Here is a 25,912-nt window from a genome sequence, read left to right on the forward strand (position 1 = left end):
CTGCGGTCAGTCCTCGACGAGCCGGTCCCGGCGGACCCTGAACTCCCGCTGCCCGCACACGGTTTCGAGGCCGTGCGGCCGGTGGATGGACACCGTGGCCACCCCGTCCGGGCCGGTTTCCAGCACCGTGCAGTCGATCTCGACCGGCACCGGGTACGGCGAGTCGACGTCGAGCCAGGCGTCCGGCCCGAGCGCCTGCTCCGTCCCGAACATCGCGGTCTTGTCGATCACGGACCACCGCCGCCCGTCCGCGTCCGTGAAGCAGACCTCCACCCACCCCGGGCACCCGTCCTCCACCCACCGGACCGCCTCGCCCCTCAGATACGTCATGGCATTCCGATAGCACACCGCCCGTGCAGCCGGATACCGGGACGCCGATCTCGCTATCTTGGGGGCATGAGTGAGCTGCCGGACTGGATGTACGCGCCCAGAGCCGAGGGTTGGTTCGCCGATGACCTCGACCACCTGCCGCAGGCGCCGCGGCACACCGAACTGATCGATGGAGCACTGGTCTTCATGATGTCTCCCCAGCGCTGGTGGCACGGTGATGTCGTCACGGACCTCGTGTACACACTGCGGCGGCAGCTGCCGGAGGGCCACAGGGTCGGACGGGAGATGACGATCAAGCTCGACAAGCGGAACCGGCCCGAGCCCGACGTCCTCGTCGTCAAGGCTGCGTTCGACCCGGACCGGACGCAGTTCGCTCCCGAGGAGGTGGCGCTCGTCGTCGAGGTCGTCTCGCCGGAATCCGCGCACCGGGACCGCACCGTCAAGGTCCGCAAGTACGCCGAGGCGGGCATCCCGCACTACTGGATCGTGGAGGAGGAGGCGGGCCTGCCGGTCGTGCACGTCTACGAGCTGGACGAGGCGACGAGCGCCTACGCCCCGGCCGGGATCTTCCGCGGCAAGATCGAACGCCCGGTGCCGTTCTCGATCGCGATCGATCTGGACGCGCTGGTGCCGAGCGGCGGGCGTGCAGCGGATTGAGGAGTCCGTGTAAAGACCTGCGAGACTGCGGAGCATGTCGGATGCACAGGTCGTCGTCGTCGGTGGTGGGATCGCGGGGCTGGCTGCGGCCGCTTTCCTGAGTGGGGCGGCCGGGGGGCCCGCGCGGGCTCGGGTGACGCTGCTGGAGGCGTCCGGGCGGGTCGGCGGGAAGCTGTGGGGCGGTGAGGTCGGCGGGGTCCGGGTGGACCTCGGGGCCGAGTCGGTGCTGGCCCGGCGGCCGGAGGCGGTGGAGCTGGCGCGGGCGGTCGGACTGGCGGAGCAGCTGGAGCCGCCGACCACCGCGAAGGCCGCGATCTGGACCCGCGGGGCGCTGCGGCCGCTGCCGGGCGGGCAGGTGATGGGGGTGCCGGGCGACCTGGAGGCACTGGCGGCCTCCGGCGTGCTCACCGCCGAGGGGCTGGAGCGGGCCCGGCACGAGCAGCCCACCGACGTGGGGGAGGACGTCGCGATCGGCCGCTACGTCGCCGACCGGCTGGGCCGGGAGGTGGTGGACCGGCTGGTCGAGCCGCTGCTGGGCGGGGTCTACGCCGGGCGTGCGGACGAGATCTCGCTGCGCGCCGCGGTGCCGCAGCTGCTGGGGATCGCCCGGGGCGGCGGCTCGCTGGTCGAGGGGGTGCACGAGCTGGCCTCCCGGCCGCAGGTGGTCGGCACCCCGGTGTTCAACGGTCTGCGCGGCGGCCTCGGCACCCTGCCGGAGGCGGTCGCCGCGGCCTGCGCCGAGGCGGGCGTGGACCTGCGCACGGACGCCCCCGTGGACGAGCTCCGCCGCACCCCCGACGGCTGGCGGGTGCGGACCGGCGGCGAGGTGCTGCACGCGGACGCCGTGGTGCTGGCCGTCCCGGCCCCGGCCGCGGCCCGGCTGCTGCGCGCGGACGCCCCGGCGGCCGCCGCCGAACTGGACACCGTCGAGTACGCGGGCATGGCACTGGTGACCCTGGCGTTCCGCCGCTCCGACCTGGCCGAGCCGCCGAGCGGCAGCGGTTTCCTGGTGCCGCCGGTGGACGGCCGGCGGATCAAGGCGTCCACCTTCTCCTCCAACAAGTGGGGCTGGCTGGAGCGTTCCGCGCCGGACGCGTTCCTGCTGCGCACCTCGCTGGGCCGGCACCGCGAGGACGAGGCGCTGGGCCTGCCGGACGAGGAGCTGGTGGCGCGCTCGCTGGCGGACCTGGGGGAGGCGATCGGGCTGACCGCCCGGCCGTACGACACCTTCGTCTCGCGCTTCGAGGCCGGTCTGCCGCAGTACCCGGTGGGCCACCCGGAGAAGGTGGCCCGGGTCCGGGCGGCGGCCGAGCAGGTGGGCGGGCTGGCGCTGTGCGGCGCCGCGTACGACGGGGTGGGCATTCCGGCGTGCATCGGCTCGGCGGCCGCCGCGGTGGCCGCCGTCGACAGACTGTTGACCCCGGAGACCGGGGAACGTTCCACGGAGAGGACAATGGGCGCATGACTGAGAGCGTTGAGCGGGAGCCGGAGCAGCGACCCGAGAAGAAGAAGGCGCGCGACCTGAACCAGGTCATCCGCTACACCATGTGGTCGGTGTTCAAGCTCAAGGACGCCCTGCCCGAGGACCGTGCCGCCCTGGCCGCCGAGGTGGACGAGCTGTTCGAGCAGCTGGCCGCGAAGGACGTGACCGTGCGCGGCACGTACGACGTCTCCGGTCTGCGCGCGGACGCCGACATCATGGTCTGGTGGCACGCCGCCGACTCGGACGACCTGCAGGAGGCGTACAACCGCTTCCGCCGCACCGGCCTGGGCCGCCGGCTGGAGCCGGTCTGGTCGAACATGGCGCTGCACCGCCCGGCCGAGTTCAACAAGTCGCACATCCCGGCCTTCCTCGCCGACGAGCGCGCACGCGACTACGTCTGCGTGTACCCGTTCGTGCGCTCCTACGAGTGGTACCTGCTGCCGGACGAGGAGCGGCGCGCGATGCTCGCCGAGCACGGCAAGATGGCGCGCGGCTACCCGGACGTGCGGGCCAACACGGTGGCCTCGTTCGCGCTCGGCGACTACGAGTGGCTGCTCGCCTTCGAGGCGGACGAGCTGCACCGGATCGTGGACCTGATGCGCGACCTGCGCCCCTCCCGGGCCCGGCTGCACGTCCGCGAGGAGGTGCCGTTCTTCACCGGCCGCCGCAAGCCGGTCAGCGAGCTGCTGGGCGGCCTGGCCTGAGCCACCCGCACTCCGTCCGGAGGCCGGCTCCCCGCACGAGGGGAGCCGGCCTCCGGCGTTCCCGGGCCCCCGGGCGTCGCCCTGCAGCCGGATCCGGGTCAGGTGCGGTGCGGGCGCAGGGCGGCGCGGAGACGGGCGTCGGGGAGGACGGCCGGGCCGTTCATGGCGACGGCGGTGAGCAGTTCGCGCTCCTCGTCGTCGGCGAGGCCGCGCTGGCGGGCCGGGCGGACCTCCCGCAGCACCTCCTGGCCGATCGGGGAGGCCCAGCGGGTGTAGGGGTAGACGTCCACCCGGGCCATCAGCAGGGTGCCCGAGGTGAGCACCAGCGGCAGGGAGAACCAGGCGAGCGGGGTGAGGGTGTCACCGCCGGTGAAGCCGCTGACCGCCAGCGAGGCGGCCAGCAGGACCAGCGAGAGCAGCAGCGCGTGCCGGACCTGCCGGACGACCACGACGGTGCTGCGCTGCACCAGGGCCGGGGTGGCCAGGCCGGCCAGTGCGAGCCGGGCGCCGATCTCCAGCACGGTGGGGTGCTCGGCCATCGCCCGGCGCAGCTCGTCCGTGCGGCACTGGCCTTCCGGGCCGACGGTGGCGATGATCGCCCGCTCCAGGCGGCTGCGGCCCTTGGGGTCGACCACGGTGGTCCAGCCGGTGTGCGCCAGGTGCAGCCGGCCCCGGCCGGCCATCAGGACGAGGGCCAGTTCGACCACCCGGTCCGGGCCGCCGGCCAGGTAGGCGGTCTCGTACAGCCCGATGCCGACGGCTTCCGGTGGGCGCAGCCCGTCCTGTTCGGCCAGGGCGTCGGCGGTGGCGGTCATCCGGACCAGCCGGAGGCAGGAGAGGACCGCCGCGACACAGGCCGGTATGAGGAAGAGCAACCACATGGGCTTGTTGTATGCCTGGCCCGATGGCGCGGGGAACGCCTTCCCGGTCCGCGATACCGAACTGTGACGTCGGTCGTGGGACGAACCGGGGCCGGTCAGGAGCCGCAGCCGCCCCCGCCGCAGCTCGATCCGCAGCTGGAGGACGAGGAACCGCAGCTGGAGGACGAGCCGCAGCTGGAGGAGGACGAGCCGCAACTGCCGGAGGAGGAGCCGCAGCTGGACGAGCCGCAGCCGCTGCCCCCGCCGGAGGAACCGGAGTCGGAGGAGCCGCACCAGGTGGCGGGGCTGCCGGACGAGCACGAGGAGGACGAGCACGAGGAGGAGGAAGACGAGGACGAGGACGAGGAGTTCGTGAACCAGGACGAGCTCGTGGAAGCCTGTCGCATCATTTCCTCCTCCTCGGCCGTCGCGCCGAGCATCGCGGCCTCCAGCTCCTGGTTCTCCAGCCCGGCGGCGGCCAGCCCGCCGAGTGCGAGCGCGCCCAGCAGCGCGCCGCCCGCCAGCATGGGCGGCACCCCCGAGCCGGGCGTCCACGGCGAGCCGCCCATCAGGGTCAGCTGGCGTGCCCCGGCCGGGGTGATCCGGCCCCTGACCGGCCAGGTGGCCAGCAGCGTGACGGCGCCCACGAACAGCAGGAGGCCCGGGATCCAGAGGTGAGGGCGGTCGTGGCCGGGGGCGCCGTCGTCGAGCAGCGCGGCGGCGACGGCGAAGGCCACGACGACGAGCATCGCGAGCCAGAGCAGCCGGCGGGCGGTGCGGGCCCGCCGCAGTCGCTCGGGGCGGCGCAGCAGGCCGCGGTCGGCGAGCCGGCCACCGATCTCCTGGACGGCGTCCGAGCGCATCACCATCCGGCGCAGCGGGCCGATCTCCCGGCTGCCGGTGGGGCCGACGGCCTCGTGGACCGCCTGGTCGACGGCGTCGTACGGCTTGCCGCCGGTGAGCGTGACCAGGCCGGAGCGGCTGATCACGACCTGCTCGGCCAGGTGCATCCGGACCAGCGCGGTGTCGAACACCCGGCCCGGCCCGCCGGACAGGAACGCGGTGTCCAGCAGCGGCAGACCGCGGCCGGGCAGGCCCTTGGCGTACCGGACGCGGCCGATGTGCTGCCGGGTCCGGGAGGCGTACAGGGCGGCGGCCGCCAGCAGGACGGCCGGGACGACGAAGTAGCTGTTGTGCCACATGGGCGGTTCCCCCGGGATGACGATGGGTCGCTAGCCGCGCAGGGCCCGGCGAAGGCGGGCGAGCGGGCCGGGCGGCCGTACGGGTGCCGGGTGGAGCCACTGCTCCAGGGCCCGGCGGTGGTGGGCGGCGGTCGGGCCGCCGTCGGTGAGCACCCACTGGGCGAAGGCCCGGGCGTCGGCGCGGTAGCCGCCGGTCTGCGGGTGGGTGCGGGCGTAGTCGAGGAAGAGCGGCCCGTACCGGTCGCCGAGCAGGCGGGGCAGGTCCGGGGCCACCTTCGCGGTGGTGTCGCGCCGCTTGGCGGCGAGGCCGGTGGACTGGACGCGGACCTGGACCGGGTCGAAGCCGGGCGGGACGGGCCCGCCGGCCACCAGGGCGGCCAGCAGCTCCTCCTGGCGCCGGGCCAGCCGCTCCCGGGCACCGGCGGTGCCGGTGGCCTCCGGGGCTGCGGTCGGGCCGGTCGCCGTGGTCGGGTCGCTCGTCACCGGGTGCTCCCCTCCAGCACCCGGCGGATGGCGTCCAGTTCACCGGCCAGCTCACTGGGCGGCGGAAAGTTCGCGTCCCGCTCCAGCAGGACGCCGGGCGGCGCCACCCGCGCGCAGAGCTCGGCCAGCACCTCCAGCACCGGCTCGGTGACGGGGTGGGCGTGCGTGTCGTGCCAGGTCCCGTCGACCAGGGTGCCGCCGGCGACGTGGACGTAGGCGAGCGCCTCCAGCGGGAGGCGGTCGAGTTCGGCGGCCGGGTCGACGCCGAGGTTGACCCGGTTGGTGTGCAGGTTGGCGACGTCGATCAGCAGCCGGACGCCGGTGCGGCCGACCAGCTCGGCGAGGAACTGCCCTTCGGTGAACTCGTCGTCCGGCCAAGCGAGTTGAGCGGCGATGTTCTCCAGGGCGAGTGGCACCGGGAGCTGGTCCTGGGCGATCCGGACGTTCTCGGCGATCACCCGCAGCGAGTCCCGGGTGCGGGGGACGGGCAGCAGGTGACCGGCCTCCAGACCGCCGGCCCGGACGAAGGCCAGGTGCTCGGTGACCAGCGGGGATCCGAGCGCCAGCACGGTGTCGGCGAGTCGGGCGAGACGGCCGGGGTCGGGCAGCTCGGCGCCGCCGAGACCGAGGCCGACGCCGTGCGGGACGACGGTGACGCCGCGCTCGCGCAGCGCCGTCAGCGAGTCGGGCAGGTGGCCGGCGCAGACGTTCTCGGCGACGACCTCGACCCAGTCCAGGCCGGGTTGGCGCTCGACCACGGTGTCGATCTCCGGGCGCCAGCCGAGGCCGACACCCAGGCGGGTGGGGGCGGCGGGGCCGGTGGCCGGTACGGGCCGGTCCAGGGCAGCGGAAGTCATGGGTTCGCCCCCTTCGGAGGGCTGGGGTGGGAGGGCCGTCGGGTGGTGCGGGCGTCGTCGCCGGGCTTTCCGCGGCCGTGTTGCTGAGGATGTCCCCGGGCGGGGTGGCTGCCAAGCCTCACCCGGTCTTCTCAGAGCATTATTTGAGCTTGCCGCCCCGGAAGGCCCGGCTCCGGCCCTCCGCCGCGGCCGTTCCCGCAGCTGGGGCCCCCTTTCGCGGGCGGAAATTCGGAGGCGGTGCGCGGGCGGCGCGGCTAGCGTGGGAATCCATGACTTCTTTGACGATCCGTGAATTCCACCCCGACGACGCCGCCGCCGTGGCGGCCGCCCACCGGGCCGGGCGCGAGCACCTGGTGCTGAGCGCCGAGGCCCTGCTGTGGCTGAACGACCGGCCGAATCCCGACGAGCACTTCCGCACCTTCGTCGCCGAGTGCGACGGCCGGGTGGTCGGCGCGGTGCGCTGCGGGCTGGTGCGCGGGACGACGACCGTCGGCGTCGGGTACGCCAACGGCAGCGTGCTGCCGGAGTTCCGGCGCCGCGGCGCCGCGACCGCGCTGCTGGCCGCGGCCGAACGGCACCTGGTCGAGCACGGGGTGACGGAGCTGCACACCTGGCTGGACGACGAGCCCGCCTCGCTGGCCTTCGCCGCCGCCCGGGGCTACGAGCCGGGCCGTCCCGCGCAGTTCGGCGGACGGGACCTGACGCTGCCGCTGCCGCAGGCACCGGTCCGGCCGGCCGACGTCGAGCTGCGCCCGGCCACCGACTGGGCGGACGACCCCCGCCCGCTGTTCCTGGTCGAGGCGGACGCCATCCGGGACGAGCCCGGCGAGGTGCCGATGGACGCCCTGGAGTACGAGGAGTGGCTGCGGGGCGACTGGGCCCGGCCGGACCTGGACCTGACGCTGACCGTGGTCGCCGTGGTGGACGGCGAGCCCGCCGCGTTCACCCTGGCGCAGACCGACGGGGTGGACCGCTACTGGTCCGCGTTCACCGCCTGCCGCCGGGACTTCCGCGGGCGCGGCCTGAGCAAGCTGGCCAAGCTGGAGTCCCTGCGCCTGGCGGCCGCGGCGGGCTACCGGCGTGCGTACACCTCCAACGACGAGACCAACGCGCCGATGCTCGCGGTCAACGCGTGGCTGGGGTACGAGCGCTGCGCGGGGGAGCGCAAGGGGATCAAGCGCCTGAAGTGACCCTCGGAGCGGTGATTCTGACACCCGGAATCGCCGTCAGGGGGGTATTTCCGGCCATGGGCGGGGACTTAACCAGGGCGTACGGTTCGTGGTCGAGTCTTCCTCCGGGGGGATGATATGGACATCCTGCTCCAGGTACTGATCGCATCGGTGCCGGCCGTGATCGGCTTCCTCGCGGCCCGCTCCCTCGCCCGGACGAGACTGTTCCTGCGCTACGGCTTCCTGCGGGCGCTGCTCGCGCCGTACAGCCGGGTGCAGATCATCACGCCGAGCATCGAGGTCGCGGAGTTCGCCCTCACCTCGGACGGCTGCCAGCTGACCAGCCGCGGGCCGAAGAACGTGCTGTTCATGCCGATGGCCGAGGCGAGGGCGATAGCGGAACTCACCGACCTGCTGCGCAAGGTCAACCGGAAGGCGACGATCGAGCTGGTGGTGGCGGGCGCGCAGGACCCGCGGATGCCGACCTTCTCGATCGGCGGCCCGAGCGTCAACGCCTACTCCGGCGGCGTGCTGGACGCGGTGTTCCCGGACTTCGCGATCGAGTACCCGGAGGCGGCCCGCGCCCGCTGGGGCGGGATGACCTTCGAGGCGCTGTTCAATCCGGCCGGGGAGCTGATCCGCGACCACGGCTTCGTCTTCGTCACCCGCACGCCCCGGCACGCGCCCTGCGTCGTGCTCTGCGGGGTGTTCGCCTTCGGCTCCGCGATGGCGGTGGAGGCGCTGACGGCGGCGAGCCGGAACTCCCCGCTGGCGACGCTCTTCCGCTCGGGGGAGAAAGGATTCGCCGCGGTGGAGGGCCGGGTGATCGGGCTGGACACCGTGGACGTCACGGTCGAGGTCTGCCGGGTCCTGCCCGCACCCCGGTCGGACGTCCCGTCGGGCTTCCGGGGCGAGGTGTCCGTCAGTCGTCCCGACCAGTGAGACGATTGGTCTCGGACCTGCGGTGCGAATCCGGACAGACGGGCGAGAGCAGGCCATGAACTCCGGCTATTCGTACAGGTTTTGCCCCGCCCTTGACGCATCATGGGCATAATCGCGCACATGACGATCAACCGTGCGAACGTGAGCGCGATTGCCGAGGACCTGTACGTGTGGCTCCCCCCGAAGCGGGGCTGGGGCCTGGCCAACTGCGGACTGCTGGCCTCCGACACGACCGCGCTCTGGATCGACACGCCCTACGACCCCTCGATGGCGGGGGAGTTCCTCGCCGCGAGCCGCCGACTGCTGCCGGCCGGGGTCGAGATCGACCGGGTGGTCGTCACCCACGCCAACGGCGACCACCTGTGGGGCGCCGGCGTGGTGCCGGACGCCGAGGTGATCGCCACCCGCGAGGCGCTGGAGCACATCCACTGGGAGCCCACCCCGAAGCAGCAGCACGCCCTGGTCACCGACAGCGACCCGGACTCGCTGCTCGGCGGCTACCTCAGGGAGCACTTCGGGCGCTTCGACTGGTCCGCCACGGACCCGGTGCACCCGGACACCGTCTTCACCGGCGAGCTGGAGCTGCGGGTCGGACGCCACCCCGTGCAGATCACCAGCCTGCCCGCCGCCCACACCGGCGGCGACCTGATCGTCCACCTCCCGCACCAGCGCGCGGTGTTCACCGGCGACGTCATCTTCTCCTCGACGCCGGAGCAGCCCGGCGACCACCCCTCGCACTGGGCGGGCCCGCTGGAGAACGTCATCGGCGCCTGCGAGCAGGCCCTGGCCACCGGCGCGGAGATCTTCGTCCCCGGCCACGGCCCGGTGCTCGACCGCGACGGCGTCCGGGGGCACATCGGCTACCTCGCGTACGTCCGCGAGCGCGCCCACGCCCTGCACGCCGCCGGCATACCCGCGCTGGACGCCGCCCGGCGGGTGATCGCCGAACAGCGCCACCCCGAACTCGGCCTGCCCGAGCGGCTGGTGCTCACCGTCGCCGCCGAGTACCGGCACCTGGACGGCTCGGCGGCGCCGGGCGCGCTGGAAGCCATGGGGCAGGTCGCCCTGGTCGCCCGGGAGCTGGCCGAGGGCCCCGCCGCCCGGATCCCGCGCCCGCGCCCCGCCCGGAACTGACACCCGGCTCCGCGCCCCGCGGCTCCGCGCCCCCGGTTCCGTGCCCCGCCCGGAACCGGGCCGGCCGGGAAGCCGCCCCCCATGCCCCGCCCGGAAACGGGCCCGCCCGCCTGCCCGGCCCGCCCCGCAAGCACTCCCGAGGACTCCGATGACGCAGATCGCGCTGATCGCCCTGGCGCTGGTCGCCGCCGTGGCCGCGGCCGTGCTCGCCCGCAGCCGGGCCGGGGCCGTCGCCCGCGCGGCGGCCGCCGAGACCGCGCTCACCCGGGGCGAGGAGCGCGCCCGCGTCGCCGAGGGCCGCCTCGCCCGCACCGAGCAGCAACTGCGCGAGGCCCAGGAGACCGCCCGGCGCTCCACCGACGAGGCCCGGCGGGCGGAGGGCCGCACCCGCGCCGCCGAGGACGCCGTCCACGAGGCGCAGGACGTGGCCCGGGAGGCGCAGGAGGCCGTCCGGGACGCCCTGCGGCAGGGCGCCGCGGCGACCACCCGCGCCGAGGAGGCCGACCACCGCCTGGCCGCCGCCGAGGCGCGCGCCGCCGCGCTGCTCGCCGAGATCGGCCACCTCGCCCAGGAGCGGGTCGCCGCCACCGCCGTACGGCTCAGCCACGCCAACGCCCCGGTCGTCGGCCCGCTGGACCCGCAGATCGTCGGCCCGGAGGCCGTCCGGGCGCTGCAGTCCGTGCTGGACGCCACCGCCGCCGCCCTCGCCGACGAACGCGAACGGGTGGATGCCGCCGCCCGCGCCGCGATGCGCGGTGCCACCTCCCGGATCCAGACCCTGCTGTACCAGATCCAGAGCCTGGTCCAGCAGCTCCAGCACGACAACGACGACCCCCGGCTGCTGGAGGTCGACTTCCGCAACGAGGTCGCGCTGCGCCGGATCCAGACCGTCGCCGTGCTCTGCGAGGCCTGGCCGGGCCTGGCCCGCACCGACTCGCCGCTCGCCGAGGTCGTCGTCGGCGCCCTCTCCCGGGTGCCGGGCTACGCCCGGGTCAAGGTCGCCAACCACCTGCGGGAGCACCGGCTCGCGGTCGTCGCCCGGGCCGCCGAGCCGATCGCCGTCACCATCGCCGAACTGCTCGCCAACGCCACCGCCTACTCCCACCCGGAGACCGACGTCCCGGTCACCGTCCAGCAGGGCGGCCGCGGCGCGCTGGTGATCATCGACGACAGCGGCATCGGCATGGACGAGGACCAGCTGCGCCGCGCCCGCCGACTGCTCTCCGGCCCGCCGGACCTCCTGCTCACCGAGCTCGGGAACCCGCCCAAGACCGGCTTCGCGGTGATCGGCAAGCTCGCCCGTCAGTACGGCTTCTCCTGCCACATCGAGCCCTCGCCGTACGGCGGCATGCGGACCATCCTGCGCATCCCGGCCGGGCTGGTGACCGTCGTCGACGACGAGCAGCCGCTGTCGGTGCTCACCCCGCTGCCGTTGCGGGCCGGGTCCGGCCCCGCGTCCGCGCCCACCGTCGCCGCCGTCCCGCCGATGCGCGACGCCGACGAGCAGGACGGCCCGCAGCTCGCCGACCGCCACCACCAGCCCGGACCGCACCCGGCACCGGCCATCCGCGTGGTGCCCGACCCGGGCACCGGCGGCCCGTCGGGGGACGCGGCGGTCCCGGACGGCCGGACCTCCCCCGCGTCCGAGGCCGCCCCGGCCTCCCAGGCCTCCCAGGCTTCCGACGGCGCCTCCGCCGCCCGGGCCTCCGGTGACGCCCCGGCCGACGACGGCACCGGCCTGCCCACCCGGCGCCGCCGCCGTCCGCTGGCCCCCGAGGAGGCCGGTGCGCCCGCCGCCACCGCGGGCTCGTCCGTCGGGTCCGCGGTGGGATCCGCCGGCGGATCCGACGCCCCCGGTCGGTCCCCCGAGCGGGCCGCCGCCCGCTGGCAGGCGCTGCAGCAGGGCACCGACTCCGGCCGGGCCGCCGTCGCACAGGCCGAACGCGAGAGTGCCGACCGTGCAGCCGCCGAACGCGCGAGTGCCCAGCGCGAGGCCGCCGACCGCGCAGGCGCCGCGACCCAGGACAGCACCACCCCCGCCGGCACCCCCGGCGACACCACCACCGCCCGCCCCACCGGTGACCACACCACCGGCCCGACGACCTTAGAAGGAGCCGAGCAGTGAGCAGCTCGCCCAGCCCGACCGCCACCGACGAGATCTCGTGGGTGCTGACCCCGCTGCTGGAGCTGCCGGGGGTGCTGCACGCGGTCATCGCCACCGGGGACGGCCTGGTCGAAGGGGCCTCGGAGAGCCTGGGACGGGCCTCCGCCGAGCGGGTCGCCGCGATGACCGCCACCGTGCACGCTGCCGCCCGCGCCTTCACCGGCGCGTTCACCGACGCCGAACGGCCGCGACTGGCCCAGACCGTGGTGGAGTCCGACCTCGGCTACGCCATCGTCGTCCCCGCCGGGGAGAACACCTCGCTCGCCGTGTTCACCACCCCGGACGCCCAGCTCGGCAACGTGTCGTACCAGATGCAGGTGCAGGTCGCCGCCCTGGGCCGCGCGCTCGCGAGCCCGTGCCGGCGGCAGGGCGACACCGGCCGGTCATGACCGCCGTCCCCCGCAGGCGGATGGTGCCCGCCTACCTGGCCACCGGCGGCCGCAGCCGCCCCGGCACCGAGGGCTTCGAGCGACTGACCGTCCTGTTCGCCGACCGTGCCGAACCGCCGACCGGGCTCGAACCCGAACACCGCCGGCTCTGGGAACTGCTCTGCCCCGGCGCGCTGACCGTGGTGGAGGCCGCCGCGCACCTGCGCCTGCCGGTCAGCGCCACCGTCTTCCTCGCGGCCGATCTGGTCGAGGCGGGCTGCCTGCACGCCCGCGCACCGATCCCGCGCGCCCAGCAGACCGACCGCTCCATCGTCGAGAGGCTCCTCGTTGGACTCCGTGCGCTCCGGTGACCGGGCCGCCGACCCGGTCGGCCGGTCCGTCGATCCACCCGTCGACCCGCCCGACGGCTACCCCGACGGCCACCCCGACGGCCACCCCGCGGGGCCGCCGGACCGGGTGGGCTACCTGCCCGACCGGGACCAGACGCTGATGAAGCTGGTGGTCGCCGGCCCCTTCGGCGTCGGCAAGACCACCCTCATCCGCACCCTCTCCGAGATCGCCACCCTGCACACCGAGGAGGCGATGACCGAGACCGGACGCCCGGTGGACGACCTGGCCGGCCTGCCCGAGAAGACCACCACCACCGTCGCCGTGGACTTCGGCCGGCTCACCCTGCCCGGCAACGTCGTGCTCTACATGTTCGGCACCCCCGGCCAGCGCCGCTTCTTCCCGCTCTGGCAGGACATCGCCCGCGGCGCCCTGGGCGCGCTGGTGCTCGCCGACACCCGCCGGCTGGCCGACTCCTTCGAGATCATGGACATGGTCGAGGAGCAGGGCCTGCCGTACGCCGTCGCGGTCAACTGCTTCCCGGACGCGCCGGCCCACCCGGTCGAGGTGCTCCGCGCCCACCTGGACCTGCACCCCGCGACCCCCCTCCTGCTCTGCGACGCCCGCGAACGCGAGGGCAGCCTGGACGCGCTGATCGCGCTGGCCGAGCACGTCCTCGACGCCCTGCCCACCGCCTCCACCGTCACCCAGGAGTGCCCGTGACCGTCGAGACCCGCCCGATCCCGATCCACGGCCCGGTCTTCGCCGCCGACCCACAACTCGTCTACGAGCGGCTGCGCCGGCACGGCCCGGTCGCCCCGGTGGAGATCGCGCCCGGCGTCGAGGCCCTGCTCGTCACCGACTACCAGGCCGCGCTGGACCTGCTGCGCGACAGCGACACCTTCTCCAAGGACTCCCGGGCCTGGCAGCGGACCGTCCCGCCGGACTCCCCGCTGCTGCCGGTGCTCGGCTACCGCCCGACCGCCCTGTTCAGCGACGGCGAGACGCACGCGCGCTACCGCGCGGTGATCACCGACGCCCTCGCGCTGTTCGAACCGCACCGGCTCCAGCGCCAGGTCGCCGAGACCGCCCACCGGCTGATCGACCGCTTCGCCGCGGTCGGCCGCGCCGACCTGATCGCCGAGTACGCCCGCCAGGTGCCCGCCTCCGTGCTCACCACCTGGTTCGGCGTGCCGGAGGCGCAGCACGCCGAGGTGGTCGCCGCGATCACCGGGCTGATCGAGGGCACCGCGCAGGCGGGCGCCGCGTACGGGAAGCTCCTCGCGGTGGTCACCGCCATGGTCGCCGAACGCCGCGAGCGCCCCCGGCACGACCTCGCCTCCTGGTTCGTCACCCACCCGCGCGGGCTGGACGACGACGAGGCGATCCGGCAGATCAGCCTGACCATGATCGCCGGGCACGAGCCGACCACCAACCTGATCGGCAACGCCCTGCTGCGCCTGCTCACCGACGCCCGCTACGCCGGCTCGCTGTTCGGCGGCGCGATGACCGCCCACCAGGCGATCGACGAGGTGCTCTGGCACGAGCCGCCGCTGGCCAACCTCTCCGCGCACTACCCGCGCTACGACATCGTGTTCCACGGCCGTGAGATCAAGGCCGGCACCCTCCTGCTGGTCTCCTACGCGGCCGCCAACTCCCAGGCCGCACCGCCCACCGACGGCGGCGGGCTGCGCAGCGGCGAGAGCGCCCACCTGGCCTGGGCGGCCGGCCCGCACGCCTGTCCGGCCCGCGACCCCGCCCTGCTGATCGCGATCACCGCGATCGAGCAGCTGGGCAGCCGCCTCAGCGACCTCGAACTGGCCACCCCCGCCGAGGAGTTGCTCTGGCGTCCGGGTCCGTTCCACCGCGCCCTGGTGCACCTGCCGGTCCGCTTCGAGCCGGTCGCCGGGTAGCGCCCGCAGGGCCCGCCGGGTACGACGGCCCGGCGGTACGAGGCCCCGGACGCCCCGGACGCCGCGGACGCCCTGGAGGCCGCGGACAGCACGGAGGCCCGGACACCGCCGCAGGGTGTCCGGGCCTCCTCGCCGCGCGGCCTACTCGGCCGGCCGCAGCGTCAGCGAGACGCTGTTGATGCAGTAGCGCTGGTCGGTCGGCGTGCCGTAGCCCTCGCCCTCGAAGACGTGCCCGAGGTGCCCGCCGCAGCGCGCGCACCGCACCTCGACCCGGCGCATGCCGAGCGTGGTGTCCTCGATGTACTGGACCCGGTCCTCGGCCAGCGGCGCGTAGTACGACGGCCAGCCGCAGTGGCTGTCGAACTTGGTCTCGGAGCTGAACAGCTCCGCGCCGCAGGCCCGGCAGCCGTAGACGCCGACCGTCTTGGTGTCGGTGTACTCACCGGTGAACGGCCGCTCGGTGCCCGCCTCGCGGAGCACGTGGTACTCCTCGGGGCTGAGCTCGGCACGCCACTCGGCCTCGGACTTCTCGATCTCGTAGCTCATCACGGCTCCCGTTCGCGGTGGATGTCGGACGGACGTACGTCAGACGTTGGAAGCAACGTTCGCGAGGTGCTCCAGGCCCCTCTCAAGATAGTCGAGGACGGCCGGCCCGAGGTTGGTGACGTCGCCCGCGCCCATGGTGAGCAGCAGGTCGCCCGGGCGGGCGAGGCCGGCCAGCACGGCGGGGGCGGCGGCGAAGGAGTGCTCGGCGGTGACCTCGGCGCCGGCCCGGCGGGCGGCGTCGATGATCAGCTCGCTGGTCACGCCGGGGATCGGGTCCTCGCGGGCCGGGTAGATGTCCAGCACCACGGAGGCGTCGGCCAGCGCCAGGGCCTGGCCCATCTCCTCGGCGAGCTGCTGGGTGCGGCTGAACAGGTGCGGCTGGAAGACCACCAGCACCCGGCCCTCGCCGTCCAGGCCCTCGCGGATCGCCTCCAGGTCGGCGGTCATCTCGGTCGGGTGGTGGGCGTAGGAGTCGATCACCTGGACGCCGGCGGCCTCGCCCTTGAGCTGCAGGCGGCGGCGCACGCCGGTGTAGGCGCCGAGCGCCTTGGCCAGGTCGGCGGCCGGGACGTCCAGCGCGACGCCGGCGGCCAGCGCGGCGACGGCGTTGTGGGCGTAGTGGCGGCCGGGCACCGACACGGTGAAGGTCAGCTCGGTGCCGTCCAGCAGGACGGTGACCTCGCTGGTCATGCCGCGGGCGACCACCGAGAGCACCCGGACGTCGGCGTCCTCGGCGGAGCCGACGGTGACCACGTTCAGGCCCTCGCGGCCGGCCACCCGGGAGGTCAGCTCGCGGGCGCCGTCGTGGTCGGCGGAGACCACCAGGGTGCCGCCGGGGACGATCCGGCCGACGAAGGTCTCGAAGGACTCGTAGATCTCGTCGATCGAGGCGTAGTTGGCGTGGTGGTCCAGTTCCACGTTGAGCACGATCGCCACCTCGGGCGCGTACTTGTGGAAGCTGCGGTCGCTCTCGTCGGCCTCGGCGACGAAGATCTCCCCCGTGCCGTGGTGGGCGTTGGAGCCGGGCGCGTCGAGGTCGCCGCCGATCGCGTAGGACGGGTCGAGGCCCAGTTCGCCGAGGGCGACGGCGAGCATGCTGGTGGTGGTGGTCTTGCCGTGGGTGCCGGCCACCGCGAGCGCGCGGCGGCCGCCCATCAGCGCGGCCAGCGCGTCGGAGCGGTGCACCACCGGGATGCCGCGCTCGCGGGCGGCGGCCAGCTCCGGGTTGTCGGCGCGGATCGCGCTGGAGACGACCACGCTGCTGGTGCCGTCCGGCACGTGCTCGGCGGCGTGGCCGACGTGCACGGTGGCGCCGAGGGCGCGCAGCGCGAGGACGGTCTCGGACTCCTTGGAGTCGCTGCCGGAGACGCTGGCACCGCGCACTGCGAGGATCTTCGCCAGGCCGGACATCCCGGCGCCGCCGATGCCGATGAAGTGCGGGGCGTGCAGGTCGTGCGCGGCGTCGTTCAAGGCGTGGCTCCGTACGGGCGGGGGCAGACAGGTCGGGCGGACGGCTCGGCACCCGTCGGCGTGGGAGCCGACGTGGGAACCGTCCTCGCGGGCGGACCGCAAGGACGATTCTGCACCACCGGCGCCCGCAGCTAGGAGTCGCTGGCGAACAGCCTCAGCACCGGGACCCCCACCTTGTGCCGGGCCTGCGAGGCCCAGTCGCGGTGGAAGAACTCCTCCACGAAGTGCGGTGAGGTGAGCACCACCACCTCGTCCGCCCGGTGCTCCTCGACGACCGCGCGCAGCCGTTCCAGGGGCTTGTCCTCGACCAGCTCGCCCACCGCCTCGGCCCCGGCCGCGCGCAGGTGGCGCAGGCTGTGCTCCAGCGACTCGGTGGCCACGGTCGGCCCGCTCTCGGACTCGTCGTGCTCGTGCCTCACCTTGTCGAGGTGGCCGAGGGCCACGTCGTCGAGCGCCCGCAGCAGTTCGTCCTGCTTGCCGCGCGGCTGCATCAGGACGACGAAGGAGACCTTCTCGTCGCTGTGGAGCGTGGTGACGAGTTCCACGTCCGCGTCCGAGAGAGCCTTTTCGATCATCAGTACCGTCTTGAACACGTGAGTCCCTTCCAGTGGCCGGCCCCCGGGCCCCGGCATCGCATAACGGGATCACGAGCGGGGGGTCACGGGGTCATTCCGAACCCAGGTGACGCAGGTAGCGGGTGAAGAGGAATCCTTTCTGCTCGATCAATGAGACCAGCCGCATCCGCTGCACGTCAGGCATTTCCGCATCGCGGAGGATGCGCGGCGCGTCGCCGCCGGTGAGCAGCGGGGCGAGCGACAGGCACAGCTCGTCCAGCAGGTCCGCCGCCGCGAGCTGCCCCAGCAGGCGCGGGCCGCCCTCGGTGAGCAGCCGGGTCCAGCCCCGCTCGGCCAGCGCGGCCACGCCCGCCCGCAGGTCCACCGAGCCGGTGCCGGCGAGTACCACGTCGGCCACCTCGGCGGCCGCCCGGCGGCGCTCCTCGGGGGCGTCCTCGGTGGTGATGACCACCGTCCTGACCAGCGGTTCCGTGAACAGCGGCGCGGTCAGGTCCAGCTCCAGCGAGCGCGTCACGATCGCGATCACCGGCGCCGGGGCCTGTCCGGCCGCGGCCCGGGCCGCCGCGAACTCCCTGCGGGCCCGGGCCGGCCGGTAGCCCTCCGCGCGGACCGTCTCCGCGCCCACCAGCACCACGTCCGACAGCGCCCGCAGCACCCCGAAGATCCGCTTGTCGGCGTCGCCGGAGAGCCCCTCGGACAGGCCGTCGAGCCGTGCCCCGCCGTCCAGGCCGGCCACCATGTTGGCGCGCAGCCAGGGGCGGCCCCGATTCACCTGTTCGGGGTACGCGTACACGGCGGCGAGCGACTCCAGTGCGGCCGGATCGGCGACCGGCTCACCCAGCGGGCTGATCAACTGTTGCATGCCCTCAGTGTTCCACCGCAGGTCGTCCGGAGGCGGTTCGGAGGCCACCGGGACCAGGCGTACCCTCTACTGATGTGCCCGCAGCCTCCCGCCCCGACACCGCGACCGAGTCCATAGCCACCGCGAGCGCGGCCGGCTCCCCGATCGCGCTCACCGACCGCCGTCCCGTCGTGCCCGCCGAGCGGCTGGTCGCCGAGATGGTCCCGCCGCCCCGGTTCGCCGAGGTGAGCTTCGGGTCGTACATCCCGGACCAGAGCCAGCCCAGCCAGTACGAGGCCGTCCAGGTCCTGGAGCAGTTCGCGGCCACCCTCGCGGGAGGAAACGGTTCCGCACCCAAGCGCAGCTGGTTCCGCCGCTCCGCCCCCGCGCCCACCGGCCCGGCCGGCGTCTACCTCGACGGAGGCTACGGCGTCGGCAAGACCCACCTGCTCGCCTCGCTGTGGCACTCCGCCCCCGGGCCGAAGGCCTTCGGCACCTTCGTCGAGCTGACCAACCTGGTCGGCGCGCTCGGCTTCCAGCAGGCCGTGCAGACCCTCTCCGGGCACACGCTGCTCTGCATCGACGAGTTCGAGCTGGACGACCCGGGCGACACCGTGCTGGTCTCCACCCTGCTCGGCCGCCTGGTCGACAACGGCGTCAAGCTGTGCGCCACCTCGAACACCCTGCCCGAGAAGCTGGGCGAGGGCCGCTTCGCCGCCGCCGACTTCCTGCGCGAGATCCAGGGCCTGTCCGCGCACTTCCGCCCGCTGCGGATCGACGGCCAGGACTACCGCCACCGCGGCCTGCCCGACGCCCCGCCGCCGTACTCCGACGAGGCCGTCGAGGCCGCCGCCGCCCGCACCCCCGGTGCCTCGCTGGACGACTTCGACGCCCTGCTCGCCCACCTCTCCGCCGTCCACCCCAGCCGCTACGGCGCGCTGCTGGACGACGTCACTGCGGTCTGCCTGCGCGGCGTGCACCAGGTCGACGACCAGTCCACCGCCCTGCGCCTGGTCGTCCTGGCCGACCGCATGTACGACCGCGAACTGCCCGTCACCGCCTCCGGGATCCCCTTCGACCGGGTCTTCCCCGAGGACATGCTCCGCGGCGGCTACCGCAAGAAGTACCTGCGCGCGATCTCCCGCCTCGTCGCCCTGGCCCGCGACAGCGCCAAGTAGGCCCCGCCCGTAACCCCGGCCCCCGTCACGCGTTGCTCCTTGCGGAGCGAAGGGGGGCGCATGACCGGTGGCGGGCCCGGAGCGGGCTACTCGGTCGAGATCGAGCCCGAGGTGCGCGAGTGGCTGCGTCAGTGCCCGCTCCCCGAATACCGTGCGGCCGAGCGCGCCGCGGACCGACTGGCGGAGGACGGCGAGCTCCTGCCGTTCCCGCTCTCCAGCCACCTCGGCGGTGGTCTGCGGGAACTGCGGGTCGGCCCGGTGCGGATCACATACTGGCTCGCACCCGGGCGGAGAGCTGTGCTGCTGACGGTCTTCCGCAAGACTAGGAACCGCGAAACGGACCAGGTCGAGCGGGCACGGCGAGCCCAGAAGGTGTGCGAGGCCGAGCACCGGCCCGCAGCCGACCACGAGGTGTACGACCGGGAGGAGCAGCGGTGAGCAGCGGCTATCACACGCGGTGGGTCGTGCCCCCGGAGCACCGTGAGAGCGAGGAGTACCGGGCGGCCGGGCGGCGGATGGCGCTGGCCGAGGCCGTGTACGTCCGCCGGTCCGCCCTGGGCTGGAGCCCGGCCCAGCTCGCCCAGCGGGCCGGGCTGGACGAGGAGACGGTCGAGAGCATCGAGGAAAGCGGCATCGATCCGACGCTGCCGCTGATCGAGCGCCTCGCCGCCGCCTTCGACTCGGTCGTCCGCATCGACCCCGCCCGAGAGCCCGCCATAAGGTTCGAGGCGCACGCGGCCTGACCGAAGCACCCCCGGCTGTCAGTGGTGGGTCGTACGGTGGAGTCGTGCGTCCCATCACGAGTATTGAGCGGTCCGTGGCGCCCTTCGAGGTCGTCAGTCCCTTCCAACCGAACGGTGACCAGCCGGCGGCGATCGCCGAGCTGGAGCGGCGGATCAGGGGAGGGGAGAAGGACGTCGTGCTGCTCGGTGCCACCGGCACCGGCAAGTCGGCCACCACGGCCTGGATGATCGAGAAGCTGCAGCGGCCCACCCTGGTGATGGCGCCGAACAAGACGCTGGCCGCGCAGCTGGCGAACGAGTTCCGCGAGCTGCTGCCGAACAACGCGGTCGAGTACTTCGTCTCGTACTACGACTACTACCAGCCCGAGGCGTACGTCCCGCAGACGGACACCTACATCGAGAAGGACTCCTCGATCAACGAGGAGGTCGAGCGGCTGCGCCACTCGGCGACCAACTCGCTGCTCACCCGCCGGGACGTGATCGTGGTCGCGTCCGTCTCCTGCATCTACGGCCTCGGCACCCCGCAGGAGTACGTGGACCGGATGGTGCCGCTCAAGGTCGGCCAGGAGATCGACCGGGACGACCTGCTGCGCCGCTTCGTGGACATCCAGTACGCCCGCAACGACGTCGCCTTCACCCGAGGCACCTTCCGGGTGCGCGGCGACACCATCGAGATCTTCCCGGTCTACGAGGAGCTCGCCGTCCGGATCGAGATGTTCGGCGACGAGATCGAGGCGCTCTACACACTGCACCCGCTCACCGGCGAGATCATCAGCCAGGACGACTCGGTCTACGTCTTCCCCGCCTCGCACTACGTGGCCGGCCCCGAGCGCATGGAGCGCGCGATCACCGGCATCGAGCAGGAGCTGGAGCAGACGCTCGCCCGGATGGAGAAGCAGGGCAAGCTGCTGGAGGCCCAGCGGCTGCGGATGCGCACCACCTACGACATCGAGATGCTGCGCCAGATCGGCACCTGCTCGGGCGTCGAGAACTACTCGATGCACTTCGACGGCCGCGAGCCCGGCTCCCCGCCGAACACCCTGCTCGACTACTTCCCGGAGGACTTCCTCCTCGTCATCGACGAGTCGCACGTGACCGTCCCGCAGATCGGCGCGATGTACGAGGGCGACGCCTCGCGCAAGCGCACGCTGGTCGAGCACGGCTTCCGGCTGCCGTCCGCGATGGACAACCGCCCGCTGAAGTGGGAGGAGTTCCTGGGGCGGGTCGGCCAGACGGTGTACCTGTCGGCGACGCCCGGCCAGTACGAACTGTCGCGGGGCGACGGCCAGGTCGAGCAGATCATCCGCCCGACCGGCCTGATCGACCCCGAGGTGATCGTCAAGCCGACCGAGGGCCAGATCGACGACCTGGTGCACGAGGTCCGCACGCGGGTCGAGCGGGACGAGCGCGTGCTGGTCACCACGCTGACCAAGAAGATGGCCGAGGACCTCACCGACTACATGCTCGGCCTGGACATCCGGGTCCGGTACCTGCACAGCGACGTGGACACCCTGCGCCGGGTGGAGCTGCTGCGCGAGCTGCGGGCGGGCCGCTTCGACGTGCTGGTCGGCATCAACCTGCTGCGCGAGGGCCTGGACCTGCCCGAGGTCTCGCTGGTGGCGATCCTGGACGCGGACAAGGAGGGCTTCCTGCGCTCCGGCACCTCCCTGATCCAGACGATCGGCCGCGCGGCCCGCAACGTCTCCGGTCAGGTCCACATGTACGCGGACAGGATCACCGCGGCGATGGAGAAGGCCATCGACGAGACCAACCGCCGCCGGGCCGTGCAGCAGGCCTACAACAAGAAGCACGGGATCGATCCGCAGCCGCTGCGGAAGAAGATCGGCGACATCCTGGACACCCTCGCCCGGGAGGACGTGGACACCGACGAGCTGCTGTCCACCGGCTACCGCAGCCCGGGGAAGGGCAAGGCCCCGGTGCCGGCGCTGGGCGCGGAGCGCAAGCCCGCCAAGTCCCTGCCGGCGGCCGAGCTGGCGGACCTCATCCAGGAGATGACCGACCGGATGCACACGGCCGCCGCCGACCTGCAGTTCGAGGTCGCGGCCCGGCTGCGCGACGAGGTCAAGGAGCTGAAGAAGGAGCTGCGGCAGATGCGCGAGGCCGGCGTGGCGTAGCCGCCCGACCGGGGCGCCCGGGCTTGGCCGGAATGGCACCGGTCAAGCCCGGCGGTGTCTCAGCCTTGCCACAAACGGGGAAACCCTGAGGAGGCGGGGGTGTCGCAGGGCCTAGGCTGGCCTGCGGCATCGCGCTCATTGGACGGGCGCGGGCCGTATGCAGAGGGGGCCTCAGCCGGGGGACGGCGACGGGGTGTTCCAGGGGAGCCGGGCGGCAGTGACCGCGTGGCCGGCAGAGAGGACAACGTCGTGTCGGTGAACCTTGCCAAGGGGCAGCGGGTCAGCCTCCAGAAGGGGCAGGGCGGCGCCCTGACCGTGGTCCGGATGGGCCTCGGCTGGCAGGCCGCCCCCAAGCGGGGCCTGTTCGGCAGTCGTACCAGGACGATCGACCTGGACGCCTCGGCGCTGCTGTACGCCGAGCGGACCCCGTCCGACGTGGTGTTCTTCCAGCACCTGGAGAGCAACGACGGCTCCGTCCGGCACACCGGGGACAACCTGCAGGGCGGCTCGGGCCACGAGGACGACGAAGCGATCCTGGTCGACCTGATGCACGTGCCCGCGCACATCACCCAGGTGGTGTTCACGGTGAGCTCGTACACCGGGCAGACCTTCGCCGAGGTGCAGCGGGCGCACTGCCGGCTGGTGGACGAGACCACCGGGCTGGAGCTGGCCCGGTACGAGCTGGCGGGCGGCGGGCCGCACACCGGGCAGATCATGGCCAAGGTGGTCCGGGACGGCAACGGCGGCTGGGAGATGCAGGCGATCGGTGCCCCGGCGAAGGGGCGCACGTTCCAGGACCTGCTGCCGGCGATCGAGCCGTTCCTCTGACGCCGCCCCCGGCGGTCATCCCGGGTCGTCGTTCCTGACGGGTCTTTACCTTCTTTACCTTTCTTTGCCCGTCCTGTTACTCTCGATGGCAGCGGAGGGGAGTATTCCTCGACAGCCGACCCCGTCATCACGGGTGCCCGTCGCGGCATCCCGGGGCGCTGGCCCGATGGGCGGAAGAGACCTCCGGCAGTGACGACCTGTCTCGCCTAGCTGCCGGAGGAGCAGTAATGGACGTTTCCGTAACCATGTGGGCCACCACGATCGGTGTGCTGATCGCACTCGTCGTGGCCGATTTCTTCATCGGCGGCCGCAAGCCGCACGAGGTCTCGATCAAGGAGGCCGGGATCTGGACGGCCGTCTGGGTCGTGCTGGCGCTGCTGTTCGGCGGCTTCCTGTGGTGGCACTCCGGCGGGCAGCCGGCGGGTGAGTTCTTCGCCGGTTACATCACCGAGAAGTCGCTCAGCGTCGACAACCTCTTCGTGTTCATCCTGATCATGGGCAAGTTCGCGGTGCCGAGGATCTACCAGCAGCGCGTGCTGATGTTCGGTGTGATCATCGCGCTGGTGCTCCGCGCGGCGTTCATCGCCGGCGGCGCCGCACTGGTCACCCAGTTCTCCTGGGTGTTCTTCGTCTTCGGTGCCTTCCTGATCTGGACCGCCTGGAAGCTGATCAAGGAGGCGCGGGCCGAGGAGGAGGACGAGGAGTTCGAGGAGAACCGCCTGCTCAAGTCGATCACCCGGCGCTTCCCGTCGACCGACGGCTACCGCGGCACCAGGCTCCTGGTCCGTGAGCACGGCCGCCGCCTGATCACCCCGATGCTGATCGTCATGCTGGCGATCGGCACGACGGACGTCCTGTTCGCGCTGGACTCGATCCCGGCCATCTTCGGCCTCACCCAGGACCCGTACATCGTCTTCACCGCCAACGCCTTCGCCCTGATGGGTCTGCGCCAGCTGTACTTCCTGATCGGCGGCCTGCTGAAGAAGCTGGTGCACCTGAGCTACGGCCTGTCGGTGATCCTCGGCTTCATCGGCGTGAAGCTGGTGCTGCACGCCGCGCACGAGGCGGGCGCGACGTGGGCCCCGGAGATCGGCATCCCGTTCTCGCTGGGCTTCATCGTGGTGGTGCTGGCCGTCACCACCTTCACCAGCCTGCGCGCCTCGAAGAAGGCCGAACCGGCCGAGCGCGCCGAGCAGGCCGAGCCCGCGAAGCTCGACGCCTGACCGACACCGAACGAGTCGGGGCCCCGTCGCCGGATGCGATCCGGCGGCGGGGCTCAGTTCTGTGGGCGCCGACCTGCGCCGACCGGCCCGGAAGCCGCTACCAGCCGCGCTCGCGCCACTCGTCGAGGTGCGGGCGTTCGGCGCCGAGGGTGGTGTCGTTGCCGTGGCCGGGGTAGACCCAGGCCTCGTCCGGCAGGGCGTCGAAGATCTTCTCGTTGACGTCCCGGAAGAGGCTCTTGAAGGCCTCCGGGTCACCCCAGGTGTTGCCGACGCCGCCGGGGAAGAGGCAGTCGCCGGTGAAGACGTGCGGGTGGCCCTGCGGGTCGTCGTAGATCAGCACGATGGCGCCGGGGGTGTGCCCGACCAGGTGCCGGACGGTGAGCTCGACGTCGCCGACCCGCAGCCGCTCGCCGTCCGCGAGCCGCAGCTCGGTGGGCACGTCGATGCCCTCGGCGTCCTGCTCGCCGGCGGCGGTGCGGGCGCCGGTGGTGGCGACCACCTCGGCCAGCGCGGCCCAGTGGTCGTGGTGCCGGTGGGTGGTGACCACGGTCTCCAGCTCGTCGCCGACGGTCTCCAGCAGCACCGGGGCGTCCGCGGCGGCGTCGATCAGCAGCTGCTCGTCGGTGGCCCGGCAGCGCAGCAGGTAGGCGTTGTTGTCGTACGGGCCGACGGCCACCTTGGTGATGATCAGGTGGGCCAGTTCCCGTACGTCCGGCGGCCCGCCGACCTTGACCGCTCCGTGGTACGTCATCCGTCCGCTCCTCGTCCTAGTCCGGACCCGCCAACAGGGTTCAGGATCATCCTCGCGCCGTCAGCCCATCGGGGGAAGCGGGGGGAGGGCGGTGTCGGGGGTGCGGCGCAGGCCGGCGCCGTCGGAGCGGCCGGAGAGCCAGGCGGTCAGAGCGCGCTGCGGGCCCTCGACGGTCAGCGCGGGGGTGCCGGTGCCGATCAGGCCGAAGCTCCCGGTGTCCTCGGCGCGCACCTCGACGAGTGGCAGGCCGGGGCCGTGGAGCTTCTCCACGAGCCGGTGGAACTCCTCGACGGCGAACTCCTGCGGCCAGTCGCCCGGGCCGTGGCCGGCGGCCAGGTCGACGTGGTGGTACTCGACCTCCAGCAGGCGCTTGTGCGGGATGTCGGAGGCCGGGAAGACGTAGCCGGAGCGGTGCTTCACCTCTGCCGTCCAGGCCTGCGGGGTCAGCAGCGCGGCGGCCTCGGTGAAGCGGGCGTGCGACTCGCGCAGGTCGGCGAGGTGGACCTCCAGCGGGCGGGGCGCGTCGCGCTCGATGTCCTGGTCACGGGCCTCGTTGCTGACGTACTGCGGGATGTCGGCGCCGGTGCGGGCGCCGGTCAGCAGGTTGACCAGGGAGTCGGCGTTGCGGGCGAGGTGGGCCAGCACGTGGCCACGGGTCCAGCCGGGGAGCGCGGAGGGTTCGGCGACGGCCCCGGGCTCCAGCCCGGAGACGGTCTGCAGCAGGCGCTGGGTGCTCTCCTCGACCTGGCCGAGCCAGGCGGCGGCGGAGGCGGCGGCGGACTGCGGGTCGGTCATCGAATCTGCCTTCTGTCGGGAGACTGCGCGTTGCCCGCAGGGGGCTTCGCTCGTTGACCAGTCGACGCTACCGCCGGATCCGGGCCCTGAGCAGGGAGTTTTTCGGTACGCGCACGGTGTGGGTACGGACCGTCCCGGCCCCGCCCTCACTCGTTCGGGTGGTCTCCACTGGACAGAGTCGAGATTCGAACGTCTGAGCTATAGGCTGGCTGC

26 protein-coding genes and 1 pseudogene are annotated in these 25,912 nt (G+C 73.3%); 17 read left to right on the forward strand and 10 right to left on the reverse strand.

Translation table 11 applies throughout. The features are described 5' to 3' along the window. Positions 1-6: 6 nt before the first annotated feature. On the reverse strand, positions 7-330 hold the full coding sequence (locus ACIRST_RS22940; RefSeq protein WP_350521421.1) for a hypothetical protein: 324 nt from the start codon (positions 328-330) through the stop codon (positions 7-9). A gap of 66 nt (positions 331-396) precedes the next feature. Between ACIRST_RS22940 and ACIRST_RS22945 the strand changes: the two genes are divergently transcribed. Genes ACIRST_RS22945 through hemQ form a run of 3 tightly spaced genes read left to right on the forward strand, consistent with a single transcriptional unit; the run spans position 397 to position 3,174 of the window. Further along, the gene (locus tag ACIRST_RS22945) at positions 397-987 is read left to right on the forward strand and encodes a Uma2 family endonuclease (RefSeq protein ID WP_350521420.1); all 591 of its coding nucleotides are present in this window, start codon (positions 397-399) and stop codon (positions 985-987) included. 34 nt (positions 988-1,021) lie between these two features. Next, the gene (hemG, locus tag ACIRST_RS22950) at positions 1,022-2,452 is read left to right on the forward strand and encodes a protoporphyrinogen oxidase (RefSeq protein WP_402803991.1); all 1,431 of its coding nucleotides are present in this window, start codon (positions 1,022-1,024) and stop codon (positions 2,450-2,452) included. Then, a complete protein-coding gene (hemQ, locus tag ACIRST_RS22955) occupies positions 2,449-3,174 on the forward strand; it encodes a hydrogen peroxide-dependent heme synthase (protein ID WP_396546994.1) in 726 nt (241 codons plus the stop codon). The genes hemG and hemQ overlap by 4 nt, the downstream gene beginning before the upstream one ends. A 98-nt stretch (positions 3,175-3,272) precedes the next feature. On the opposite strand, the gene ACIRST_RS22960 is transcribed toward hemQ, so the two are convergent. The 3 genes and pseudogenes from ACIRST_RS22960 to ACIRST_RS22970 all read right to left on the reverse strand — a co-directional run bounded on the left by ACIRST_RS22960 (position 3,273) and on the right by ACIRST_RS22970 (position 6,576). Next, on the reverse strand, positions 3,273-4,055 hold the full coding sequence (locus ACIRST_RS22960; protein WP_350521417.1) for a TIGR04222 domain-containing membrane protein: 783 nt from the start codon (positions 4,053-4,055) through the stop codon (positions 3,273-3,275). A 95-nt stretch (positions 4,056-4,150) separates the two neighbouring features. Beyond that, the gene (locus tag ACIRST_RS22965; RefSeq protein ID WP_402803994.1) at positions 4,151-5,236 is read right to left on the reverse strand and encodes a TIGR04222 domain-containing membrane protein; all 1,086 of its coding nucleotides are present in this window, start codon (positions 5,234-5,236) and stop codon (positions 4,151-4,153) included. A 30-nt stretch (positions 5,237-5,266) separates the two neighbouring features. Beyond that, positions 5,267-6,576 (reverse strand): annotated as a pseudogene (locus ACIRST_RS22970) (DUF692 domain-containing protein). 269 nt (positions 6,577-6,845) lie between these two features. Between ACIRST_RS22970 and ACIRST_RS22975 the strand changes: the two are divergent. The 8 genes from ACIRST_RS22975 (at position 6,846) to ACIRST_RS23010 (ending at position 14,614) form a co-directional block, all read left to right on the forward strand. Beyond that, positions 6,846-7,766, forward strand: a complete 921-nt coding sequence (locus tag ACIRST_RS22975; protein ID WP_402803995.1) for a GNAT family N-acetyltransferase — start codon at positions 6,846-6,848, stop codon at positions 7,764-7,766. A 117-nt stretch (positions 7,767-7,883) separates the two neighbouring features. Beyond that, a complete protein-coding gene (locus tag ACIRST_RS22980; RefSeq protein ID WP_350521414.1) occupies positions 7,884-8,687 on the forward strand; it encodes a hypothetical protein in 804 nt (267 codons plus the stop codon). Positions 8,688-8,807: 120 nt separating this feature from the next. Continuing rightward, positions 8,808-9,821: an MBL fold metallo-hydrolase gene (locus ACIRST_RS22985; RefSeq protein WP_350521413.1), complete on the forward strand. Its 1,014-nt coding sequence runs from the start codon at positions 8,808-8,810 to the stop codon at positions 9,819-9,821. Between the two features lie 148 nt (positions 9,822-9,969). Then, entirely contained in the window at positions 9,970-11,946 is a 1,977-nt protein-coding gene (locus ACIRST_RS22990) for an ATP-binding protein (protein ID WP_402803997.1), read from the forward strand. Continuing rightward, positions 11,943-12,374, forward strand: a complete 432-nt coding sequence (locus ACIRST_RS22995; RefSeq protein ID WP_350521411.1) for a roadblock/LC7 domain-containing protein — start codon at positions 11,943-11,945, stop codon at positions 12,372-12,374. The genes ACIRST_RS22990 and ACIRST_RS22995 overlap by 4 nt, the downstream gene beginning before the upstream one ends. Next, on the forward strand, positions 12,371-12,724 hold the full coding sequence (locus ACIRST_RS23000) for a DUF742 domain-containing protein (protein ID WP_350521410.1): 354 nt from the start codon (positions 12,371-12,373) through the stop codon (positions 12,722-12,724). Before ACIRST_RS22995 ends, ACIRST_RS23000 begins: the two co-directional genes overlap by 4 nt. A 139-nt stretch (positions 12,725-12,863) precedes the next feature. Next, the gene (locus ACIRST_RS23005) at positions 12,864-13,424 is read left to right on the forward strand and encodes an ATP/GTP-binding protein (RefSeq protein WP_350521525.1); all 561 of its coding nucleotides are present in this window, start codon (positions 12,864-12,866) and stop codon (positions 13,422-13,424) included. Next, the gene (locus tag ACIRST_RS23010; protein WP_402803999.1) at positions 13,421-14,614 is read left to right on the forward strand and encodes a cytochrome P450; all 1,194 of its coding nucleotides are present in this window, start codon (positions 13,421-13,423) and stop codon (positions 14,612-14,614) included. Before ACIRST_RS23005 ends, ACIRST_RS23010 begins: the two co-directional genes overlap by 4 nt. Positions 14,615-14,755: 141 nt before the next feature. Here the strand turns inward: ACIRST_RS23010 and msrB are convergent, their stop codons facing one another. The 4 genes from msrB to ACIRST_RS23030 form a co-directional block, all read right to left on the reverse strand. Further along, positions 14,756-15,160 (reverse strand): peptide-methionine (R)-S-oxide reductase MsrB, encoded by a 405-nt coding sequence (msrB, locus tag ACIRST_RS23015; protein WP_350521408.1) that lies wholly within the window; start codon positions 15,158-15,160, stop codon positions 14,756-14,758. A gap of 39 nt (positions 15,161-15,199) precedes the next feature. Continuing rightward, entirely contained in the window at positions 15,200-16,630 is a 1,431-nt protein-coding gene (murC, locus tag ACIRST_RS23020) for a UDP-N-acetylmuramate--L-alanine ligase (RefSeq protein ID WP_402804001.1), read from the reverse strand. 131 nt (positions 16,631-16,761) lie between these two features. Further along, positions 16,762-17,223, reverse strand: coding sequence for an indole-3-glycerol phosphate synthase (locus ACIRST_RS23025; RefSeq protein ID WP_350521407.1), 462 nt, complete (start codon positions 17,221-17,223; stop codon positions 16,762-16,764). A gap of 73 nt (positions 17,224-17,296) precedes the next feature. Next, on the reverse strand, positions 17,297-18,067 hold the full coding sequence (locus ACIRST_RS23030) for a pyrimidine reductase family protein (RefSeq protein WP_350521406.1): 771 nt from the start codon (positions 18,065-18,067) through the stop codon (positions 17,297-17,299). Between the two features lie 113 nt (positions 18,068-18,180). Between ACIRST_RS23030 and zapE the strand changes: the two genes are divergently transcribed. From zapE to ACIRST_RS23060, 6 genes are all read left to right on the forward strand, one after another. Next, positions 18,181-19,224: a cell division protein ZapE gene (gene zapE, locus ACIRST_RS23035; protein WP_350521523.1), complete on the forward strand. Its 1,044-nt coding sequence runs from the start codon at positions 18,181-18,183 to the stop codon at positions 19,222-19,224. Between the two features lie 60 nt (positions 19,225-19,284). After that, on the forward strand, positions 19,285-19,662 hold the full coding sequence (locus ACIRST_RS23040) for a type II toxin-antitoxin system RelE/ParE family toxin (RefSeq protein ID WP_402804003.1): 378 nt from the start codon (positions 19,285-19,287) through the stop codon (positions 19,660-19,662). Beyond that, positions 19,659-19,967: a helix-turn-helix domain-containing protein gene (locus tag ACIRST_RS23045; RefSeq protein WP_396546974.1), complete on the forward strand. Its 309-nt coding sequence runs from the start codon at positions 19,659-19,661 to the stop codon at positions 19,965-19,967. Before ACIRST_RS23040 ends, ACIRST_RS23045 begins: the two co-directional genes overlap by 4 nt. Before the next feature lie 44 nt (positions 19,968-20,011). Then, positions 20,012-22,102, forward strand: a complete 2,091-nt coding sequence (gene uvrB / locus ACIRST_RS23050; protein ID WP_402804005.1) for an excinuclease ABC subunit UvrB — start codon at positions 20,012-20,014, stop codon at positions 22,100-22,102. 249 nt (positions 22,103-22,351) lie between these two features. Next, a complete protein-coding gene (locus ACIRST_RS23055) occupies positions 22,352-22,930 on the forward strand; it encodes a TerD family protein (RefSeq protein WP_350521404.1) in 579 nt (192 codons plus the stop codon). A gap of 227 nt (positions 22,931-23,157) precedes the next feature. Continuing rightward, positions 23,158-24,153 carry a TerC family protein gene (locus ACIRST_RS23060; RefSeq protein ID WP_402804007.1) on the forward strand — a complete coding sequence of 332 codons (996 nt, stop codon included), beginning with the start codon at positions 23,158-23,160 and terminating at the stop codon, positions 24,151-24,153. Positions 24,154-24,250: 97 nt separating this feature from the next. Here the strand turns inward: ACIRST_RS23060 and ACIRST_RS23065 are convergent, their stop codons facing one another. Together ACIRST_RS23065 and ACIRST_RS23070 are read right to left on the reverse strand one after the other, a co-directional pair. Continuing rightward, positions 24,251-24,904, reverse strand: coding sequence for an MBL fold metallo-hydrolase (locus ACIRST_RS23065; RefSeq protein ID WP_350521399.1), 654 nt, complete (start codon positions 24,902-24,904; stop codon positions 24,251-24,253). Positions 24,905-24,964: 60 nt separating this feature from the next. Beyond that, the gene (locus tag ACIRST_RS23070; protein WP_350521398.1) at positions 24,965-25,699 is read right to left on the reverse strand and encodes a maleylpyruvate isomerase family mycothiol-dependent enzyme; all 735 of its coding nucleotides are present in this window, start codon (positions 25,697-25,699) and stop codon (positions 24,965-24,967) included. Between the last annotated feature and the right edge of the window lie 213 nt (positions 25,700-25,912).

It is taken from the genome of Kitasatospora sp. NPDC101447 (assembly GCF_044767225.1).
Classification (GTDB): domain Bacteria; phylum Actinomycetota; class Actinomycetes; order Streptomycetales; family Streptomycetaceae; genus Kitasatospora.

Coding starts and splice junctions, on each gene's coding strand:
- ACIRST_RS22940 (WP_350521421.1), bottom strand. CDS start 330: ATGACGTATCTGAGGGGCGAGGCGGTCCGGTGGGTGGAGGACGGGTGC.
- ACIRST_RS22945 (WP_350521420.1), top strand. CDS start 397: ATGAGTGAGCTGCCGGACTGGATGTACGCGCCCAGAGCCGAGGGTTGG.
- hemG (WP_402803991.1), top strand. CDS start 1,022: ATGTCGGATGCACAGGTCGTCGTCGTCGGTGGTGGGATCGCGGGGCTG.
- hemQ (WP_396546994.1), top strand. CDS start 2,449: ATGACTGAGAGCGTTGAGCGGGAGCCGGAGCAGCGACCCGAGAAGAAG.
- ACIRST_RS22960 (WP_350521417.1), bottom strand. CDS start 4,055: ATGTGGTTGCTCTTCCTCATACCGGCCTGTGTCGCGGCGGTCCTCTCC.
- ACIRST_RS22965 (WP_402803994.1), bottom strand. CDS start 5,236: ATGTGGCACAACAGCTACTTCGTCGTCCCGGCCGTCCTGCTGGCGGCC.
- ACIRST_RS22975 (WP_402803995.1), top strand. CDS start 6,846: ATGACTTCTTTGACGATCCGTGAATTCCACCCCGACGACGCCGCCGCC.
- ACIRST_RS22980 (WP_350521414.1), top strand. CDS start 7,884: ATGGACATCCTGCTCCAGGTACTGATCGCATCGGTGCCGGCCGTGATC.
- ACIRST_RS22985 (WP_350521413.1), top strand. CDS start 8,808: ATGACGATCAACCGTGCGAACGTGAGCGCGATTGCCGAGGACCTGTAC.
- ACIRST_RS22990 (WP_402803997.1), top strand. CDS start 9,970: ATGACGCAGATCGCGCTGATCGCCCTGGCGCTGGTCGCCGCCGTGGCC.
- ACIRST_RS23000 (WP_350521410.1), top strand. CDS start 12,371: ATGACCGCCGTCCCCCGCAGGCGGATGGTGCCCGCCTACCTGGCCACC.
- ACIRST_RS23005 (WP_350521525.1), top strand. CDS start 12,864: ATGAAGCTGGTGGTCGCCGGCCCCTTCGGCGTCGGCAAGACCACCCTC.
- msrB (WP_350521408.1), bottom strand. CDS start 15,160: ATGAGCTACGAGATCGAGAAGTCCGAGGCCGAGTGGCGTGCCGAGCTC.
- ACIRST_RS23030 (WP_350521406.1), bottom strand. CDS start 18,067: ATGCAACAGTTGATCAGCCCGCTGGGTGAGCCGGTCGCCGATCCGGCC.
- ACIRST_RS23040 (WP_402804003.1), top strand. CDS start 19,285: ATGACCGGTGGCGGGCCCGGAGCGGGCTACTCGGTCGAGATCGAGCCC.
- ACIRST_RS23060 (WP_402804007.1), top strand. CDS start 23,158: ATGGACGTTTCCGTAACCATGTGGGCCACCACGATCGGTGTGCTGATC.
- ACIRST_RS23065 (WP_350521399.1), bottom strand. CDS start 24,904: ATGACGTACCACGGAGCGGTCAAGGTCGGCGGGCCGCCGGACGTACGG.
- ACIRST_RS23070 (WP_350521398.1), bottom strand. CDS start 25,699: ATGACCGACCCGCAGTCCGCCGCCGCCTCCGCCGCCGCCTGGCTCGGC.